Here is a 15,974-nt window from a genome sequence, read left to right as displayed (position 1 = left end):
CGGGGGTGGCTCAGGCGCGCTCGGTGAGCACCAGCGGCCCCCCGGCGGTGATCGCCACGGTGTGCTCGCTGTGGGCGCCGCGCGAGCCGTCGACGCTCTTGATGGTCCAGCCGTCCTGGTCGATGTAGATCTGGTCGGTGGTGTGCAGGAACCACGGCTCGATCGCGATCACCAGGCCCGCCTTGAGCGGGTAGCCCCGCCCCGCCTGGCCGTTGTTGGCGACGTGCGGGTCGCCGTGCATCGTCCGGCCCACGCCGTGGCCGCCGAACTGCAGGTTGACGCCGAGGCCGGCGGCCCGCGCGACCGAGCCGATCGCGTGGGAGATGTCGCCGAGCCGGTTGCCGACCTGAGCCGCAGCGATGCCGGCCTCCAGCGCCCGCTCCGTTGTCGCGATCAGGGCGAGGTCCTCGTCGCGGGCCGTGCCGACCACCAGGCTGACCGCCGAGTCGGAGACCCAGCCGTCGACGCTGACCGCGAAGTCGAGGCTCAGCAGGTCGCCGTCGCGCAGCGTGTAGTCGTGGGGGAGCCCGTGCAGCACGGCGTCGTTGACCGAGGTGCACAGCACGTGGCCGAACGGCATCGCGCCGAACGACGGGTGGTAGTCGATGTAGCACGACTCGGCGCCGCGCTCCTTGATCATCCGGTGCGCCTCGGCGTCGAGGTCGAGCAGGTTGACGCCGACGTCGGCGATCGACGTCAGGTGCGTCAGCACCTCGGCCACGAAGCGGCCGGCGGGACGCATCTGCTCGATCTGGGAGGGCGTGCGGAGCTCGATCACGGCCCCAGGATAGAAGGGTGCCGACGGAGACCGTCAGCCGGCGCCGTCGACGGTCGGCCCCAGGTCGACCGACGGTACGGCGGCCACGGCGGGGTCGCGGAGCTCGAAGAAGTCGCGGGCCCCGAAACCGAAGGCGCCGGCGACCAGGTTGGACGGGAACGTCGAGACCCGCGTGTTGTAGGCGCGCACGTTGCCGTTGTAGAACCGCCGGGCCGCGGCGATCCGGTCCTCGGTGTTGGTGAGCTCGTCCTGCAGCTGCAGGAAGCCGGCACTCGCCTTCAGGTCGGGATAGGCCTCGACCCGGGCGAGCACGGTGGCCAGGGCCCCGGTGAGCCGGTCCTCGAAGCGCTGCCGGTCGTGGGGCGGGTCGGCCTGGTGGGCGGCCGCCTCGGCGCGCGCGGCCGTCACCGCCTCGAGGACGGCCCGCTCGTGGGCGGCGTACCCCTGGACGGTGGCCACCAGGTTGGGGATCAGGTCGTGGCGCCGGGTCAGCTCGACGTCGGTCTGACCCCAGGACTCGTCGATCAGCGTGCGCTGCCGGACGAACCGGTTGTACATCACCACCGGGGCGATCACGAGCAGGAGCAGCGCGGCGACCACCAGGACCAGCAGCACCTGACCGGCGGTCACGAGGCGGCCCCCGGGCGCGGGGCCGGCAGACCGACGGCGCGCCAGACGAACTCGGGGATCCGGTCGGCGATGCCGTCGACGAAGGCCAGCGCGGCGTCGATCTCGGGTAGGCCGGCCTGGCCGGCAGCGGCGACGAGCAGGTGGCCGCCGGCGAACCGGAACGCCTCGTCGGTGTGGCCGAGGAGGTACTCCATCATCCGCGGGTGCAGCACGTCGAACGCGAACTTGCGGTCGGGGCAGGTCACCGTGAACGCGCGGTTGAAGTCCTCGGACTCCAGCTCGATGTCGCGGTCGGTGAGCCGGCCGATCATCCGGCTGAAGAACCCCTCGGGCGTCACCTCGAGCTCGGGGAACGCGGCGCCCAGGTCGACCGCGACGATGGAGTAGGAGTGGCTCTGCTCCTCGGTGTGGGTGTGGCCCTCGCTGTCGGTGCGGGTCTCGGTCGTGTAGTAGACGTAGTCGAAGGCGACGAACGGACGGTCGTCGTAGCGGCCGGTGAGGATGTTCTTGGCCTGGCGGTTGTGGCCGAGCCCGAACGGCGATCCGGGGAACCGGTCGGTCCACCGGTCGTCGCGCTCGGTGTAGGTCCACCCGCGCGCCGTGGCCAGCGCCTGCATCGCCTCCCGGCGCCGCTTGTCGGCGAGGTAGCCGAGGATGCCCAGCCCGATGACGAGCGTGAGCCCGCCGAGGATGAAGAGAACGAAGACCCCCGTCATGCGGTCAGCCTACGGGGCGGTGACCCAGGCGGCGGCGTACGCCGGCAGCGCCACGCCGCCGCCGACGCCGACCCGCGCGGAGCGCTCGCTCCCGCGGAGATGGTCGACGGCGGTCATCGGGTCGAGGCCGAGCCAGGCGAGCACCTCGCCGGGGACGAACCGGTCGTCGGGCGTGACGTTGTAGGCGCCGAGCAGGTTGCCCGAGGAGTGTCGGCGGACGACCAGCAGCACGCCGGGGTCGCGCGGGTCCCAGACCTCGGTGGGGACGGCGGCGTGCAGGTGGGGCAGGGCGCGGCGCGCGGCGAGCAGCCGGTCGAGTCCGGCGCGGATGCCGTGGCTGTCGGGCGGCAACGGCCAGGGCATCCGCTGCCGGTGCACCCACCGGTTGTCGGCGGCGTGGCCCGGCTCCGATGCCCAGTGGGGGTCGTTGAGCAGCCCGAGCTCGTCGCCCATCCAGAGCACCGGCAGCCCGCCGAAGCCGAGGATCACGGCGTGCGCGAGCAGGATCCGGTGGACCGCGTCGGGGTCGCCGAGCTCGAGCCCGGCGAGCGAGGCCAGCGAGCCGGAGATCCGGCGGTCGCCGGTCTGCGGGTTCTCCTGGAAGACCAGGCCCTGGGCCCAGGAGCCCGGGAAGTCGCCGGAGTACCAGTCGGAGAGGAAGCGCCGGTGACCGAACCCGTCGACGCCGACCGCGGCGGCGTCGCCGTCGTCGATCGCCCAGCCGATGTCGTCGTGACAGCGCAGGTAGGTGATCCAGGCCGTCGTCGAGGGCGGCTGTGGGAGCTGTTGGAGCGCGTGGGTGGCGAGGCGGACGTCCTTGGCGGCGAGCATCGACCAGACCTGCACCATCAGGCTGTTGTGGTAGGCCAGGTCGCTGACCTTGCCGGCATGGTCGCCGACGCCGAGATAGGCGGGCAGGTCCTGGGGGCCGACGATCGCCTCGGCCTTGAAGACCACCGCCGGGGCGGCCATCCGCGCCACCGTGCGCAGCGCCTGGGTCAGGTCGTGCACCTCGGGCTGGTTCTGGCAGTGGGTGCCGAGCCGCTTCCAGGTGAACGCGATCGCGTCGAGCCGGAACACCTCCACGCCGGCGTTGGCGAGCGCGAGGATGATCTCGGCGAACTCGCAGAGCACGTCGGGGTTGGCCCAGTTGAGGTCCCACTGGTAGTCGTTGAAGGTCGTCCAGACCCAGCCGTCGAGGTCGGCGTCCCAGCTGAAGTTGCCCGGCGCGAAGTCCGGGAAGACCTCGGGCAGCGACTGCTCGTAGGCGTCGGGCAGGGTGCGGTCGTCGTACACGTGGAAGTAGGCGCGCTTGGTCTCGTCACCCGCTCGCGCCGCCGCGGCCCAGGCGTGCTCCTTGGCCACGTGGTTGAGGACCAGGTCGAGGCAGAGCGCGATGCCGCGGCCCCTGAGGTCGCTCGCGAGCGCGGCCAGGTCGGCCATCGAGCCGAGGTCGCTGCGCACCGTGCGGTAGTCCTGGACGGCATAGCCCCCGTCGTTGGGCGCCGGCCGCGGCTGCAGCAGCGGCATCAGGTGGAGGTAGGTCACGCCGAGGTCGGAGAGGTGGTCGGCGTGCTCCTGGACGCCCCGCAGGGTGGTCGCGAAGCGGTCGGCGTACGCCGCGTAGCCGAGCGCCCCGGGCTGCTGGAACCAGTCGGGCTCGGCCAGCCGGCGCGCGTCGAGCGTGCGCAGCTCGTCGGGCCGCTCGGCGTCCGCCTGCTCCACGATGGCCAGCAGCCGCTCGGCCACCGACTCGGGGTCGGGGTAGAGGTTGGCCAGCGGCGCCAGCAGGTCGGGCCGCCACCGCTGGATGCGGGACACCAGCTCCGGGCGGGGCTCGGACCGGCTGGGTCCGGTCGGGGTGGCGTCGGTCACCCGCCACAGGATAGAGGTCGCCCCGGTTCGGTTCCTTCGGTCGTCCGGCCTCGAGCGGCCGAGGCCCGAGGGCGCTCAGCCGGCGGGGCAGGTCACGGAGAGAACCCGCTCGTAGGACCCGGACCCGAAGGGCCGCGTCACCTCGATCAACCCAGCCTGCACGTCGACGAGCTGCCCCGGCTCCCGCAGGCACGGCGGTATCGAGTCGCTCCCCGTCCGGTCCCCGGATCGCCACACGACATCATCGAGCCGGAAGGTGACCCTGTCCCCGTGCTCGTCGTCGAAGTACGCGAGCGGCACGTCGGCCGGGACTCGCTGCGCCGTCCCGGTCGCCACGCGAGGATGGTGAGCGGCCCACGGACTGCGCACGCCGACGAGATATCCGGTCACCAGCAGGAGCAGGCCGACCAGGACCAGCCCGGTGAGGCGCACCCGCTGCCGCCCTGCCTCGACGTCACCCCCGTCGGAAGCTGCGTCCCTGAGGTCGCTCATGGGGGCGAGTATCCCGCACGGCGCACCGCCTCGGGCTGGTGGCCCCGCGCTCGGAAGCGCCTACCAGCCCCGCTCGCGCCACTCGGCGAGGTGGGGTCGCTCGGTGCCGAGCTGCCCGTCGTCGCCGTGGCCCGGGTAGAACCAGGTGTCGTCGGGCAGCGTGCCGAAGATCTTCGTCTCCACCTCGTCGATCAGCTGGGCGAACGCCTCGGCGTTGCCGAACGTCGCGCCGACGCCCCCGGGGAAGAGGCAGTCGCCGGTCCACAGGTGCGGGTGGCCGTCGGGGTCGTCGTACCTCAGGCAGACCGAGCCGGGGGTGTGGCCGGCGATCGGGATCACCTGCAGGGTGACCTCGCCGACGGACACCGTGTCGTCGGCGCCCACGGGACGGTCGATCTCGACGCCGGTCTGCTCGGTGATCGCCTCCGCGTCGGGTACGCCGGCCACCGTGGTCGCCCCGGTGGCGAGCACCACCTCGCGCAGGGCCCGGTGGTGGTCCCAGTGCTGGTGGGTGGTCACCACGGTCCCGAGCGACGGGCCGGTGAGCTCCAGCAGGCGGGTGCCGTCGTCGGCGGCGTCGACCAGCAGGCGGGCGCCGGTGGCCCGGCACTCGAGCAGGTAGCAGTTGTTGGACATCTGCTCGTCGACCGCCAGCTTGGTGATGGTGAGCCGGCTCAGCTCGCGGACGTCGGGGTCGCCGCCGGCGTGGACGGCTCCGGTGTAGCTCATCGGGGGCTCCTGTCGTGCGGGGGTGCGGGGGAGAGGCTCAGCGCCACGCGCCCAGGGTTGGCAGCGCCGGGTCGCCGGTCAGGCCCTGTCCGTCGCCGCGGCCGAGCAGCCACCAGGTCAGGTCGGCACGGGAGCCGGTCACGGCGGGGCCGTCGACGGCGGACTCCTCGGAGCCGACCGGGACGTCGCCGTCGGGCGTGCGCAACAGCATCGTCAGCTCGGCTCCGCGGTCGGCGACGAGCCGGTTGAAGGTGGCGTCGAGATAGGCCTCCGGCCAGTGGCTCGCGGAGTAGCCGGCCCACAGGTCCGCGTGGTGGATCTCGACCTCGCCGTGCCGCATCCGGGGGATCTCGCGGGCGGGCAGGGCGTCGGTGCCCGGCGTACGCCGGAAGGAGCCGTCCCAGGCGGGCCCGGTCATGTGCTCCCAGGCCTCCTGGAACAGTGAGCACGCGGACAGGAAGCGCTCGCGCACCGCGCCGGGGGCCTGGCCGGCCAGCTCGTCGATGTCACCGTTGCGGCGCTCCTGCGAGGCGTACATCGGCACGTCGTCGCCGGCCACCAGACCGTGCAGCACCCCGGCCAGGCCCTCGCCGTTGAGCGCCAGGTGGGCGACGACGTGGCCGCGAGACCAGCCGGGCAGCGCGGACGGCTCGGCGAAGGCGCCGTCGGGCAGCGAGTCCACGGTCCGGACGAGCCGGCGGGTGGCCTCATGGATCGCGTCCCAGGTGTGCACGTCGGTCATGTGCCCCATCGTGGCCCATCGACACGAATGGGGCGACACCGCTGGAGCCACACGGGTTGGGGGAGTGTCGGTGGGCCGTGAGAGCCTGAGCCTCGAGGTCGGGTCACGGTGCAGCCGTCGCGGCGCGGCGCCTTGTGCGCCCGACTAGGATGACGAACACTTGTTCGAACGAGACCGCGCAGCAGCAACATCAGGGGACCGAGGCGTCGTGGCAGAAGAGCTCATCATCCGGGGAGCCCGGGAGCACAACCTCAAGGATGTCTCGCTCGACCTGCCACGCGACTCGCTGATCGTCTTCACCGGGCTCTCCGGCTCCGGCAAGTCGAGCCTCGCGTTCGACACGATCTTCGCCGAGGGCCAGCGCCGCTACGTCGAGTCGCTGTCGGCCTATGCGCGCCAGTTCCTGGGCCAGATGGACAAGCCCGACGTCGACTTCATCGAGGGTCTGTCGCCCGCGGTCAGCATCGACCAGAAGTCCACCTCGAAGAACCCGCGCTCCACGGTGGGGACCATCACCGAGGTCTACGACTACCTCCGCCTGCTCTACGCCCGGGCCGGCCGGGCCCACTGCCCGACCTGTGGCGCGCCGATCGAGCGACAGACCCCCCAGCAGATCGTCGACCGGGTGCTGGCGCTCGAGGAGGGTCGTCGCTTCCAGGTGCTCGCCCCGGTGATCCGCGGCCGCAAGGGGGAGTACGTCGACCTGTTCCGGCAGCTGCAGAGCCAGGGCTTCTCGCGGGCCCGCGTCGACGGCGACCTGCACCCGCTCGACGACCCGCCGACCCTCAACAAGCAGCAGAAGCACACCATCGAGGTGGTGGTCGACCGGCTGGCGGTCAAGGGCTCCGCCAAGCGCCGGCTCACCGACTCGGTCGAGACCGCGCTCGGGCTGGCCGGCGGGCTGGTCGTCTTCGACTTCGTCGACCTCGACGCCGACGACCCGCACCGGGAGCTGAAGTTCTCCGAGCGGATGGCCTGCCCCAACGACCACCCCATCGACACCGACGAGCTCGAGCCCCGGTCGTTCTCCTTCAACTCGCCGTTCGGAGCCTGTCCGGAGTGTCACGGTCTCGGCACCCGGATGGAGGTCGACCCCGAGCTGGTCGTCCCCGACCCGGGCGCCACGCTCGGCGAGGGTGCCATCTCACCGTGGAGCGGTGCCCACGTCGCCGACTACTTCCTGCGCCTGATGAACGCGCTCGGCGAGGAGCTGGGCTTCGACCTCAACACCCCCTGGGAGAGGCTCCCCGCGAAGGCACGGAAGTCCATCATCGACGGCCACCCGACCAAGGTGCACGTCGTCACCACCAACCGCTACGGCCGGCAGCGCGCCTACTACGCCCAGTTCGAGGGCGTCCGCACCTACATCGAGCGGCGCCACCGCGAGGCCGAGTCCGACACCAGCCGCGAGCGGTTCGAGGGCTTCATGCGCGAGGTCCCCTGCCCGGCCTGCCGCGGCAGCCGGCTCAAGCCGGTCTCGATGGCGGTGACCATGGGTGGCCTCAGCATCGCCGAGCTGTGCGCCCTGCCGATCAACGAGACCTCCGACTTCCTACGCGACCTCGACCTGACCACCCGGGAGCGCCAGATCGGTGAACGGGTGCTCAAGGAGATCCAGGAGCGACTCCGCTTCCTGCTCGACGTCGGCCTCGACTACCTCTCCCTGGACCGGCCGTCGGGGTCGCTGTCCGGCGGGGAGGCTCAGCGGATCCGGCTCGCCACCCAGATCGGGGCCGGTCTCGTGGGCGTCCTCTACGTCCTCGACGAGCCGTCGATCGGGCTCCATCAGCGCGACAACCAGCGGCTGATCGAGACGCTGGTGCGGCTCAAGGACCTCGGCAACACCCTGATCGTGGTGGAGCACGACGAGGAGACCATCCGCACCGCCGACTGGGTGGTCGACATCGGCCCCGGCGCCGGTGAGCACGGTGGCCAGGTGGTGCACAGCGGGGCGGTGGAGGGCCTGCTGTCCCACCCCGACTCGCTGACCGGGCACTACCTCTCGGGCCGGCGGGAGATCCCCGTCCCGAGGTGCGCCGGCCGCGCACCAAGGGTCGCGAGCTCGTCGTCCACGGCGCCCGCGAGCACAACCTGCAGGACCTCACCGTCAGCTTCCCGCTGGGGCTGTTCGTCGCGGTCACCGGGGTGTCCGGCTCGGGCAAGTCCACCCTGGTCAACGACATCCTCTACACCTCGCTGGCCAAGCAGATCTACAACGCCCGGGCGGTCCCGGGGCGGCACACCAAGATCACCGGGGTCGACCACGTCGACAAGGTGATCCACGTCGACCAGTCGCCGATCGGCCGCACGCCGCGGTCCAACCCCGCCACCTACACCGGCGTCTTCGACCACGTCCGCAAGCTGTTCGCCTCCACGCCGGAGGCCAAGATGCGCGGCTACCTCCAGGGCCGGTTCTCGTTCAACGTCAAGGGCGGGCGCTGCGAGGCGTGCGCCGGCGACGGCACCATCAAGATCGAGATGAACTTCCTCCCCGACGTCTACGTCCCGTGCGAGGTGTGCCACGGCGCGCGCTACAACCGCGAGACGCTCGAGGTCCACTACAAGGGCAAGACGATCGCCGAGGTCCTCGACATGCCGATCGAGGAGGCGGCGGAGTTCTTCGCCGCCGTGCCGGCCATCTCGCGGCACATGAAGACGCTCTGCGAGGTCGGGCTCGGCTACGTCCGGCTCGGCCAGCCCGCCACCACGCTCTCCGGGGGTGAGGCGCAGCGGGTCAAGCTCGCCTCGGAGCTGCAGAAGCGCTCCACCGGGCGCACCGTCTATGTCCTCGACGAGCCGACGACCGGCCTGCACTTCGAGGACATCCGCAAGCTGCTGCTGGTGCTCGGCAAGCTGGTCGACCAGGGCAACACCGTGCTGGTCATCGAGCACAACCTCGACGTGATCAAGACCGCCGACTGGATCGTCGACATGGGTCCGGAGGGCGGGTCCCGAGGCGGCACCGTCATCGCGGAGGGCACGCCCGAGGTCGTCGCCGACGACCCCGACAGCCACACCGGTCGGTTCCTGTCGGCCCTGCTGGACGGCGGCCGCGCCGCGATGATCGCGCCCCCGAGGAAGAAGGCGGCCGCCACCCGGGCCCCGGCGAAGAAGCAGGCGGCGACCGCCCGCGCCAGGAAGGCTCCCGCCGCGAAGACCCCCGCCAGGAAGGCTGCCGGGTCGAAGGCCCGACGGTCCTAGTACCAACGGACAATCCCGGGCTCACGACCCGGTGGCTAGCCTTGCCGCGAAGGCACCGAAGTCACCCGTCCCGCTCGAGACCTCGAGGAGAGCCCCCTGTGACCGATGACCTCACTCCCTCCGACCCCTCCCCGGTCCGCGACGGCCTCGGCCGCCGATCGATGTTGACCGGTGTCGCGGTCGCCGGCGTCGGGATCCCGCTGCTGGCCGCCTGTGGCGGCAGCGACGGCTCCGGCAGCGACACGACGTCCGGCAGCTCCGAGTCCTCGTCCGCCGCGTCGAGTCCCGCCGAGTCCAGCTCGGCCGCAGGTGGTGGCGGCGGCGACGCGCTGGCCAGCACGTCCGACGTCCAGGTCGGCGGCGGGGTGTTCCTCGACGACCCGAGCGTGGTGATCACCCAGCCCACCGACGGCGACTTCCACGCCTTCAACCGCGCCTGCACCCATCAGGGCTGCCCGGTCACCGACATCGTCGAGGGCAACATCCACTGCAACTGCCACGGCAGCCTGTTCTCGGCCACGGACGGCTCCGTGGTCCAGGGTCCGGCCACCCAGCCGTTGGCCACGGTCGACATCACGGTCGAGGGCGACCAGATCCTGCCCGCCTGAGGCACGACCGGCCGGACTGAACCACCCGACCGGGATTGCTCGACTCGGTCACGGCGGCCATCCGGCCGGTCTAGCCTGGTCGCGCACCGACGAGCCGGTGCGTCGAGCCGAGCCGTCGAGCAGGAGAGCCGGATGTCCCCGCGTGGCCGTGTCCTGGTGCTGCTGGCCGCGCTGCTGGCCGCTCCGTTGTCGCTGATGGGCGCGGCGCAGGGGGCGACCGACGTCACCGCTCGGCTGACCGGCACGTTGCTGGCGATTCCGAGCGAGGGCGACGCCGCGACCAGCTATGCCGTGCAGCGCGACGGTGGGGAGCTGGTCGGCGTCGCCGCGGTCGACTTCACCGAGGCGGACGCCGGCGCCCACTTCGACGGCCAGGTGGACGTGAGCCGGCTGTCGGGGAGCACGCCCTCGGCCCGGCTCGCCCTCGCCGCGGACGACAGCCGCCCGCTTCGGGTGACGAGCTACTCCCTCGGTGAGCAGGCGGCGGCCCAGGCCTCCACCACGCATCGGTGGTTCGTGGCCGCTCCGAGCAACTTCGGCGCGCTCGGGATGACCGACGCCGAGGCGCTGGCACGGATCGGCTGGGTGGCGTCGTACTGGACGCAGCAGTCGAACGGCGTGATCACCGACATCACGGTCCCGGGGTCGATCACCCGCTACACCGCGACGGCGACGACCGAGGCCGGCGGCTGCGGGCTCACCGGACTCGGCTCCACCTTCACCAGCACGGTCAACGAGGCGGCGGCGCAGTTCCCCGGCGCGAGCTTCGGAGGCTCCGACCAGCTGATCGTGCTGATGCCGCCCAGCTGCGTCACCGGCGGCACCGTGGGCCGGGGCACGGTCGGAAGCCTGTCGTTCAGCCACGGCTACTACAACATCGACATCGCGTCGAAGAACACCTTCGAGTGGACGCTCGCCCACGAGCTCGGTCACAACTACGGCTACGGTCACTCCTCGCTCGGCCCGTGCACGACGGCGTGCACCAGCGAGTACGGCGACTACTACAGCGTGATGGGCGGGGTGGTCAGCGGCAAGCCGATCCCGCCGGCCCTCGGCACCGTCTCCCGTCAGCTCCAAGGGATCACCGACGCCGGCGAGGTCGAGACGGTCACCGGCTCCGCCACCCGCGTCCTGGCGCCGCGCAGCGCCACCACGGGGCTGCGCAGCCTCCAGGTCACCGACCCGGGCACCGGCCAGGTCCTCCGCCTCGACTACCGGTCCGGGACCGGCGCCGACGCGGGCAACTACTACGCCGGCGGGAGCACGGCCAGCTCCTTCCGCAAGGGTGTCGTCGCCGAGTCCGGCTACAACTCGAACGCGGTCCAGCTGGTGCCCGGACCCGCCAGCCGCAAGGCGATGGTGCCCGGCGACTCGCTCACCCTCGGCACCACCACCGTCGAGGTCACCGCCATGGACGCCGACGGAGCCACCGTGGTGGTCACCGTGCCGGGGGAGACGCCCGCCTACCCAGGACCGGGAACGGTCGCCCTGTCGACCGCGCCGACGGCCGGGTCGCCGGTGTCCGCGGCGCTCTCCGGGTGGAGCCCCGCGCCGGACTCCGTCGACTATCAGTGGCTCCTCGACGGCGGCCCGATCGGCGGAGCCACCTCGTCGTCGTACACGCCCCTCAGCGGTCAGGTGGGCCACCAGCTCTCCGTGCGCGCGGTCGCGCACGCCTCCGGCTACCAGGACGCGACGGTCACCAGTGCCGCGCAGAGCGTCTCGGGACCACCGATCACCCTCGTCGGTCGGGCCGCGGTCTCCGGGACCGCCCAGGTCGGGCTGCCGTTGACCTGTGACCCGCCGTCGTGGACCGCGCCGCCGGCCTCGGTCACCACCACGTTCGCCTGGCAGAGCGACGGCAGGTCGGTGACCGGCGCGACAAGCAGGACGTTGACCCCTACCGCCGCGGAGCGGGACACCGCGATCACCTGCCGGGCGACCCTCTCGGCTGCCGGGTACGACGACGCGGCGAGCACCTCGCTGCCCACGGCTTCCGTCGCCAAGGGCGTGCTCGCCACCACCAAGCCGGTGGCCAGGGGTCGCGCCCGGGTCGGCGGCACGCTGACCGCCGACACCGGCACCTGGACCGACGGTGTGACCTTCCGCTACCGGTGGTTCGTGGCGGGTCACCGGCTGCGCAGCCAGCGCACGGAGGCCCTCACCCTCAAGGGCTGGATGGCCGGCAAGAAGGCCAAGCTCGTCGTGGTCGGCAAGCTCCCCGGCTACACCACCGTCACCCGCCAGTCGCGGGCACGCGGTCCGGTCAAGCCGGCCTGACCAACCGGCAGGTCCCGGCTGTCGGCGCTCCCCCGTAGGCTGGCGTGGTGCCGACGCGACGCCCCACCCGCCGGACCGCTGGGGGCCCGCAGTCCTACCGGCCGGAGCCCGGCTCGATCCCGACCCAGCCGGGCGTCTACCGCTTCCGCGACTCCCGCGGCCGGGTGATCTACGTCGGCAAGGCGAAGAACCTGCGGGCCCGGCTGTCGTCGTACTTCCAGGACGTCGGCAACCTCCACCCACGCACCGCGACCATGGTGACCTCGGCGGCCTCGGTCGACTGGACGGTCGTGGCGACCGAGGTGGAGGCGCTGCAGCTGGAGTACTCCTGGATCAAGGAGTTCGACCCGCGGTTCAACGTGAAGTACCGCGACGACAAGTCCTACCCCTGGCTCGCGGTGACCGTGGGTGAGGAGTTCCCGCGGGTGATGGTCGGCCGCGGCGCCAAGCGCAAGGGCACCCGCTACTTCGGCCCCTACGGCCACGCCTGGGCGATCCGCGACACCGTCGACCAGCTGCTCCGCGTCTTCCCGATGCGCTCGTGCAGCAACGGCGTGTTCAAGCGGTCCGGCCAGATCGGTCGCCCCTGCCTGCTCGGCTACATCGACAAGTGCGCCGCGCCGTGCGTGGGCAGGATCAGCGCCGAGGAGCACCGGCAGATCGTCGAGGACTTCTGCGACTTCATCGCCGGCAACACCTCCGCCTTCGTCAAGCGCCTCGAGCGCCAGATGTACGCCGCCTCCGAGGCGCTCGACTTCGAGAAGGCCGCCCGCCTGCGCGACGACCTGGGCGCCCTGCACCGGGCGCTGGAGAAGCAGGCCGTGGTGCTCGGCGACGGCACCGACGCCGACGTGATCGCCTTCGCGGAGGACCCACTCGAGGTGGCCGTGCAGATCTTCCACGTGCGCGGCGGCCGGATCCGCGGCCAGCGTGGCTGGGTGGCCGACCGGGTCGAGGAGGGTGACACCGGTGAGCTGGTGGAGGACTTCCTGCTCCAGCTCTACAGCGGCGACGCCGACACCATCCCGCGGGAGGTGCTGGTCCCGGCGCTGCCGCCGGAGGTCGCGACGATCGAGCAGCTGCTCGGCGAGCTGCGCGGCAGCAAGGTGGCGGTCCGGGTGCCACAGCGCGGTGACAAGCGAGCGCTGCAGGAGACCGTCGCCCGCAACGCCGGGCAGGCGCTGGCGCTCCACAAGACCAAGCGGGCGAGCGACCTGACCACCCGCAGCCAGGCGCTGGAGGAGATCCAGGAGGCGCTCGGTCTCGACGAGGCGCCGCTGCGCATCGAGTGCTACGACGTGTCCAACCTGCAGGGCACCGAGGTGGTGGCCTCGATGGTCGTGTTCGAGGACGGCCTGGCCCGCAAGGGGGAGTACCGCCGCTTCGTGATCCGCGGCGTCGACGGGCAGAACGACGTGGCCTCGATGCACGAGGTGATCACCCGCAGGTTCCGGCGGTTGCTCGACGAGCAGGTCTCGAGCGAGGAGGTGGTCACCGACGACGGTCCGCTCCTCGTCGATCCGACCACCGGCCGCCCCCGCAAGTTCGCCTACGCCCCCGGCCTGGTGGTCGTGGACGGGGGCCCGCCGCAGGTGGCGGCCGCGCAGCGAGCGCTCGACGAGCTCGGCATCGACGACATCCCGGTCTGCGGGCTGGCCAAGCGGCTCGAGGAGGTCTGGCTGCCCGAGCAGGAGGACCCGGTCATCCTGCCGCGCAGCTCCGAGGGCCTCTACCTCCTCCAACGGGTGCGCGACGAGGCCCACCGGTTCGCGATCACCCACCACCGCAACCGTCGCTCCAAGAGCATGGTGGAGAGCCTGCTCGACGAGGTGCCGGGGCTGGGCGAGGTGCGCCGCAAGACGCTGCTCAAGCACTTCGGGTCGCTCAAGAAGCTGCGCGCCGCGAGCGCGCAGGAGCTCGCGCAGGTCCCGGGCATCGGGGAGCGCACGGCCACCGCGATCAAGGACGCCGTCGAGCAGCGCGCCGCGACCCGTCAGACTGTCGCCATCAACACCGCGACGGGTGAGATCCAGGAGGACTGATGAACGACGCCGCCTCGGCCGACCCGCCGTCGGTCGGCGACCTGGTCGTGGTCACCGGCATGACCGGTGCCGGACGCAGCACGGCCGCCAAGGAGCTGGAGGACCTCGGCTACTACGTCGTCGACAACATGCCGCCGAGCCTGCTGCGCGACGTGGTCCGCCTCGTCGACGAGAGCCGCGGCGCCGGTCAGCCGATCGCGGTCGTGGTCGACGTGCGCTCCGGGTCGTTCTTCGACTCGCTGCGGGCCAACCTGGCCCAGGGGGTGACCGGCCGGCGTACCACCCTGGTGTTCCTCGAGGCGACCGACGAGGTGCTCGTCCGCCGCCAGGAGGCGGCGCGGCGTCCGCACCCGCTCCAGGGCAGCGGTCGGCTGCTCGACGGGCTGCGGCGCGAGCGGCAGGTGCTGGCCGCGTTGCGCAGCGACGCCGACCTGGTGATCGACACCTCCACGCTCAACGTCCACCAGCTCAAGGAGCGGATGGCGGAGGCGTTCGGCACCCCCGAGACGGTGGGCCTGAAGGTGACCGTGATCAGCTTCGGCTTCAAGTACGGCATCCCGGTCGACGCCGACTTCGTGGCCGACATGCGGTTCCTGCCCAACCCGTTCTGGGTGCCCGAGCTGCGGCCGCAGACCGGGCGGGACGCGGCGGTCGCGGCCTACGTCACCGGGCGGCCCGGCGCGACGGCGTTCCTGGAGCAGTACCTCCCGGTGCTCGAGACCGCCGCCACCGGCTACCTCACCGAGGGCAAGCGGTTCATGACCGTCGCGATCGGCTGCACCGGCGGCAAGCATCGCAGCGTGGCGATGACCGAGGAGATCACCGGACGGCTGCGCGACCGCGGCTACGACGCCCGCGCCGAGCACCGCGACCTCGGGAGGGAGTGAGTGGCCCCGCTGTCGCGGCGGGTGGTCGCGCTCGGCGGCGGCCACGGCCTGCACGCCAACCTCTCCGCGCTGCGTCGGGTCGTCGACGACCTCACCGCGGTGGTGACGGTGGCCGACAACGGCGGGTCGTCGGGACGGCTGCGCGCGGAGTTCGGCGTCCTGCCCCCCGGGGACCTGCGGATGGCCCTGGCGGCGCTGTGCGGTGACGACGCGTGGGGCCGCACCTGGGAGCGCGCCGTCCAGCACCGCTTCGCCGGCGACGGCGAGATGGCCGGCCATGTGGTCGGCAACCTGCTGATCGTCGCGCTCTGGGACCTGTTCGGCGACCCGGTGGAGGGGCTGCGCTGGGTCGGTGAGCTGCTGGGGGCACAGGGGCGGGTGCTCCCGATGGCCCTGACCCCCATGGACATCACCGCCGACATCCGAGGGCTCGACCCGAGCGACCCCGAGGCGCTGCGCACGGTGCGGGGGCAGGTGCAGATCGCGAGCACCGACGGTGTCATGTCGGCGGTCCGGCTCGACCCGCCCGACCCGCCCGCCTGTCCGGCCGCTGTCGCTGCCGTCCACGAGGCCGACTGGGTGGTGCTGGGTCCGGGCTCGTGGTACACCTCCGTGATCCCGCACCTGCTGGTCCCCGAGCTTCGATCGGCGTTGACGGCGACCGATGCGCGCGTGCTGGTCACCCTCAACCTCGCGGCGCAGCAAGGGGAGACGGCCGGCTACAGCCCGGTCGACCACCTGGCCGCTCTCCACGAGCACGCGCCCGGCCTGCGGATCGACACCGTGCTCGCCGACCCGGGCAGCGTGCCCGACGCCGAGGAGCTCGCGAGCGCGGTCGCCTCCTGGGGCGGCCGGCTCGTCCTCGCCGAGGTGACCCGCGACGACGGCACCCCACGGCACGACCCGGCACGCCTCGCGACCGCCTACCTCGACGTCCTTCGGTGAGCCTCGAACGACGGCGGCCCACGGCAGCACGGGGTGCCGAGGGTGATTG

At 72.3% G+C, this 15,974-nt stretch carries 12 protein-coding genes and 1 pseudogene; 6 read left to right on the top strand and 7 right to left on the bottom strand.

The features are described from left to right. Window positions 1-10 precede the first annotated feature (10 nt). The 7 genes from map to R2740_RS15995 all read right to left on the bottom strand — a co-directional run bounded on the left by map (window position 11) and on the right by R2740_RS15995 (window position 5,962). A complete protein-coding gene (gene map / locus R2740_RS16025) occupies window positions 11-778 on the bottom strand; it encodes a type I methionyl aminopeptidase (protein ID WP_371303695.1) in 768 nt (255 codons plus the stop codon). A gap of 33 nt (window positions 779-811) precedes the next feature. Next, on the bottom strand, window positions 812-1,408 hold the full coding sequence (locus R2740_RS16020; protein WP_371303694.1) for a LemA family protein: 597 nt from the start codon (window positions 1,406-1,408) through the stop codon (window positions 812-814). After that, window positions 1,405-2,124: a DUF3137 domain-containing protein gene (locus R2740_RS16015; protein ID WP_371303693.1), complete on the bottom strand. Its 720-nt coding sequence runs from the start codon at window positions 2,122-2,124 to the stop codon at window positions 1,405-1,407. Before R2740_RS16015 ends, R2740_RS16020 begins: the two co-directional genes overlap by 4 nt. Before the next feature lie 9 nt (window positions 2,125-2,133). Then, the gene (locus R2740_RS16010) at window positions 2,134-3,999 is read right to left on the bottom strand and encodes an alpha-amylase family protein (RefSeq protein ID WP_371303692.1); all 1,866 of its coding nucleotides are present in this window, start codon (window positions 3,997-3,999) and stop codon (window positions 2,134-2,136) included. A 75-nt stretch (window positions 4,000-4,074) separates the two neighbouring features. Continuing rightward, the gene (locus tag R2740_RS16005; RefSeq protein WP_371303691.1) at window positions 4,075-4,491 is read right to left on the bottom strand and encodes a hypothetical protein; all 417 of its coding nucleotides are present in this window, start codon (window positions 4,489-4,491) and stop codon (window positions 4,075-4,077) included. A gap of 60 nt (window positions 4,492-4,551) precedes the next feature. Next, the gene (locus tag R2740_RS16000; protein WP_371303690.1) at window positions 4,552-5,220 is read right to left on the bottom strand and encodes an MBL fold metallo-hydrolase; all 669 of its coding nucleotides are present in this window, start codon (window positions 5,218-5,220) and stop codon (window positions 4,552-4,554) included. Window positions 5,221-5,257: 37 nt separating this feature from the next. Then, on the bottom strand, window positions 5,258-5,962 hold the full coding sequence (locus tag R2740_RS15995; protein ID WP_371303689.1) for a maleylpyruvate isomerase N-terminal domain-containing protein: 705 nt from the start codon (window positions 5,960-5,962) through the stop codon (window positions 5,258-5,260). Window positions 5,963-6,170: 208 nt separating this feature from the next. Between R2740_RS15995 and uvrA the strand changes: the two are divergent. From uvrA to yvcK, 6 genes and pseudogenes are all read left to right on the top strand, one after another. Next, window positions 6,171-9,163, top strand: a pseudogene (gene uvrA, locus R2740_RS15990) (excinuclease ABC subunit UvrA). A 98-nt stretch (window positions 9,164-9,261) separates the two neighbouring features. Beyond that, window positions 9,262-9,771 carry a Rieske (2Fe-2S) protein gene (locus tag R2740_RS15985; protein ID WP_371303688.1) on the top strand — a complete coding sequence of 170 codons (510 nt, stop codon included), beginning with the start codon at window positions 9,262-9,264 and terminating at the stop codon, window positions 9,769-9,771. 132 nt (window positions 9,772-9,903) lie between these two features. After that, a complete protein-coding gene (locus R2740_RS15980; protein WP_371303687.1) occupies window positions 9,904-12,051 on the top strand; it encodes a hypothetical protein in 2,148 nt (715 codons plus the stop codon). Between the two features lie 47 nt (window positions 12,052-12,098). Further along, entirely contained in the window at window positions 12,099-14,093 is a 1,995-nt protein-coding gene (gene uvrC, locus R2740_RS15975) for an excinuclease ABC subunit UvrC (RefSeq protein ID WP_371303686.1), read from the top strand. Beyond that, window positions 14,093-14,980, top strand: coding sequence for an RNase adapter RapZ (gene rapZ / locus R2740_RS15970; RefSeq protein ID WP_371303685.1), 888 nt, complete (start codon window positions 14,093-14,095; stop codon window positions 14,978-14,980). Before uvrC ends, rapZ begins: the two co-directional genes overlap by 1 nt. Next, window positions 14,981-15,925, top strand: a complete 945-nt coding sequence (gene yvcK, locus R2740_RS15965) for a uridine diphosphate-N-acetylglucosamine-binding protein YvcK (RefSeq protein ID WP_371303684.1) — start codon at window positions 14,981-14,983, stop codon at window positions 15,923-15,925. Window positions 15,926-15,974: the final 49 nt, after the last annotated feature.

The organism is Nocardioides sp. (assembly GCF_041393715.1).
Taxonomy (GTDB): domain Bacteria; phylum Actinomycetota; class Actinomycetes; order Propionibacteriales; family Nocardioidaceae; genus Nocardioides.
Note: the sequence above shows the minus strand (reverse complement) of the source record. Positions and strands in the feature narration are given on the sequence as shown.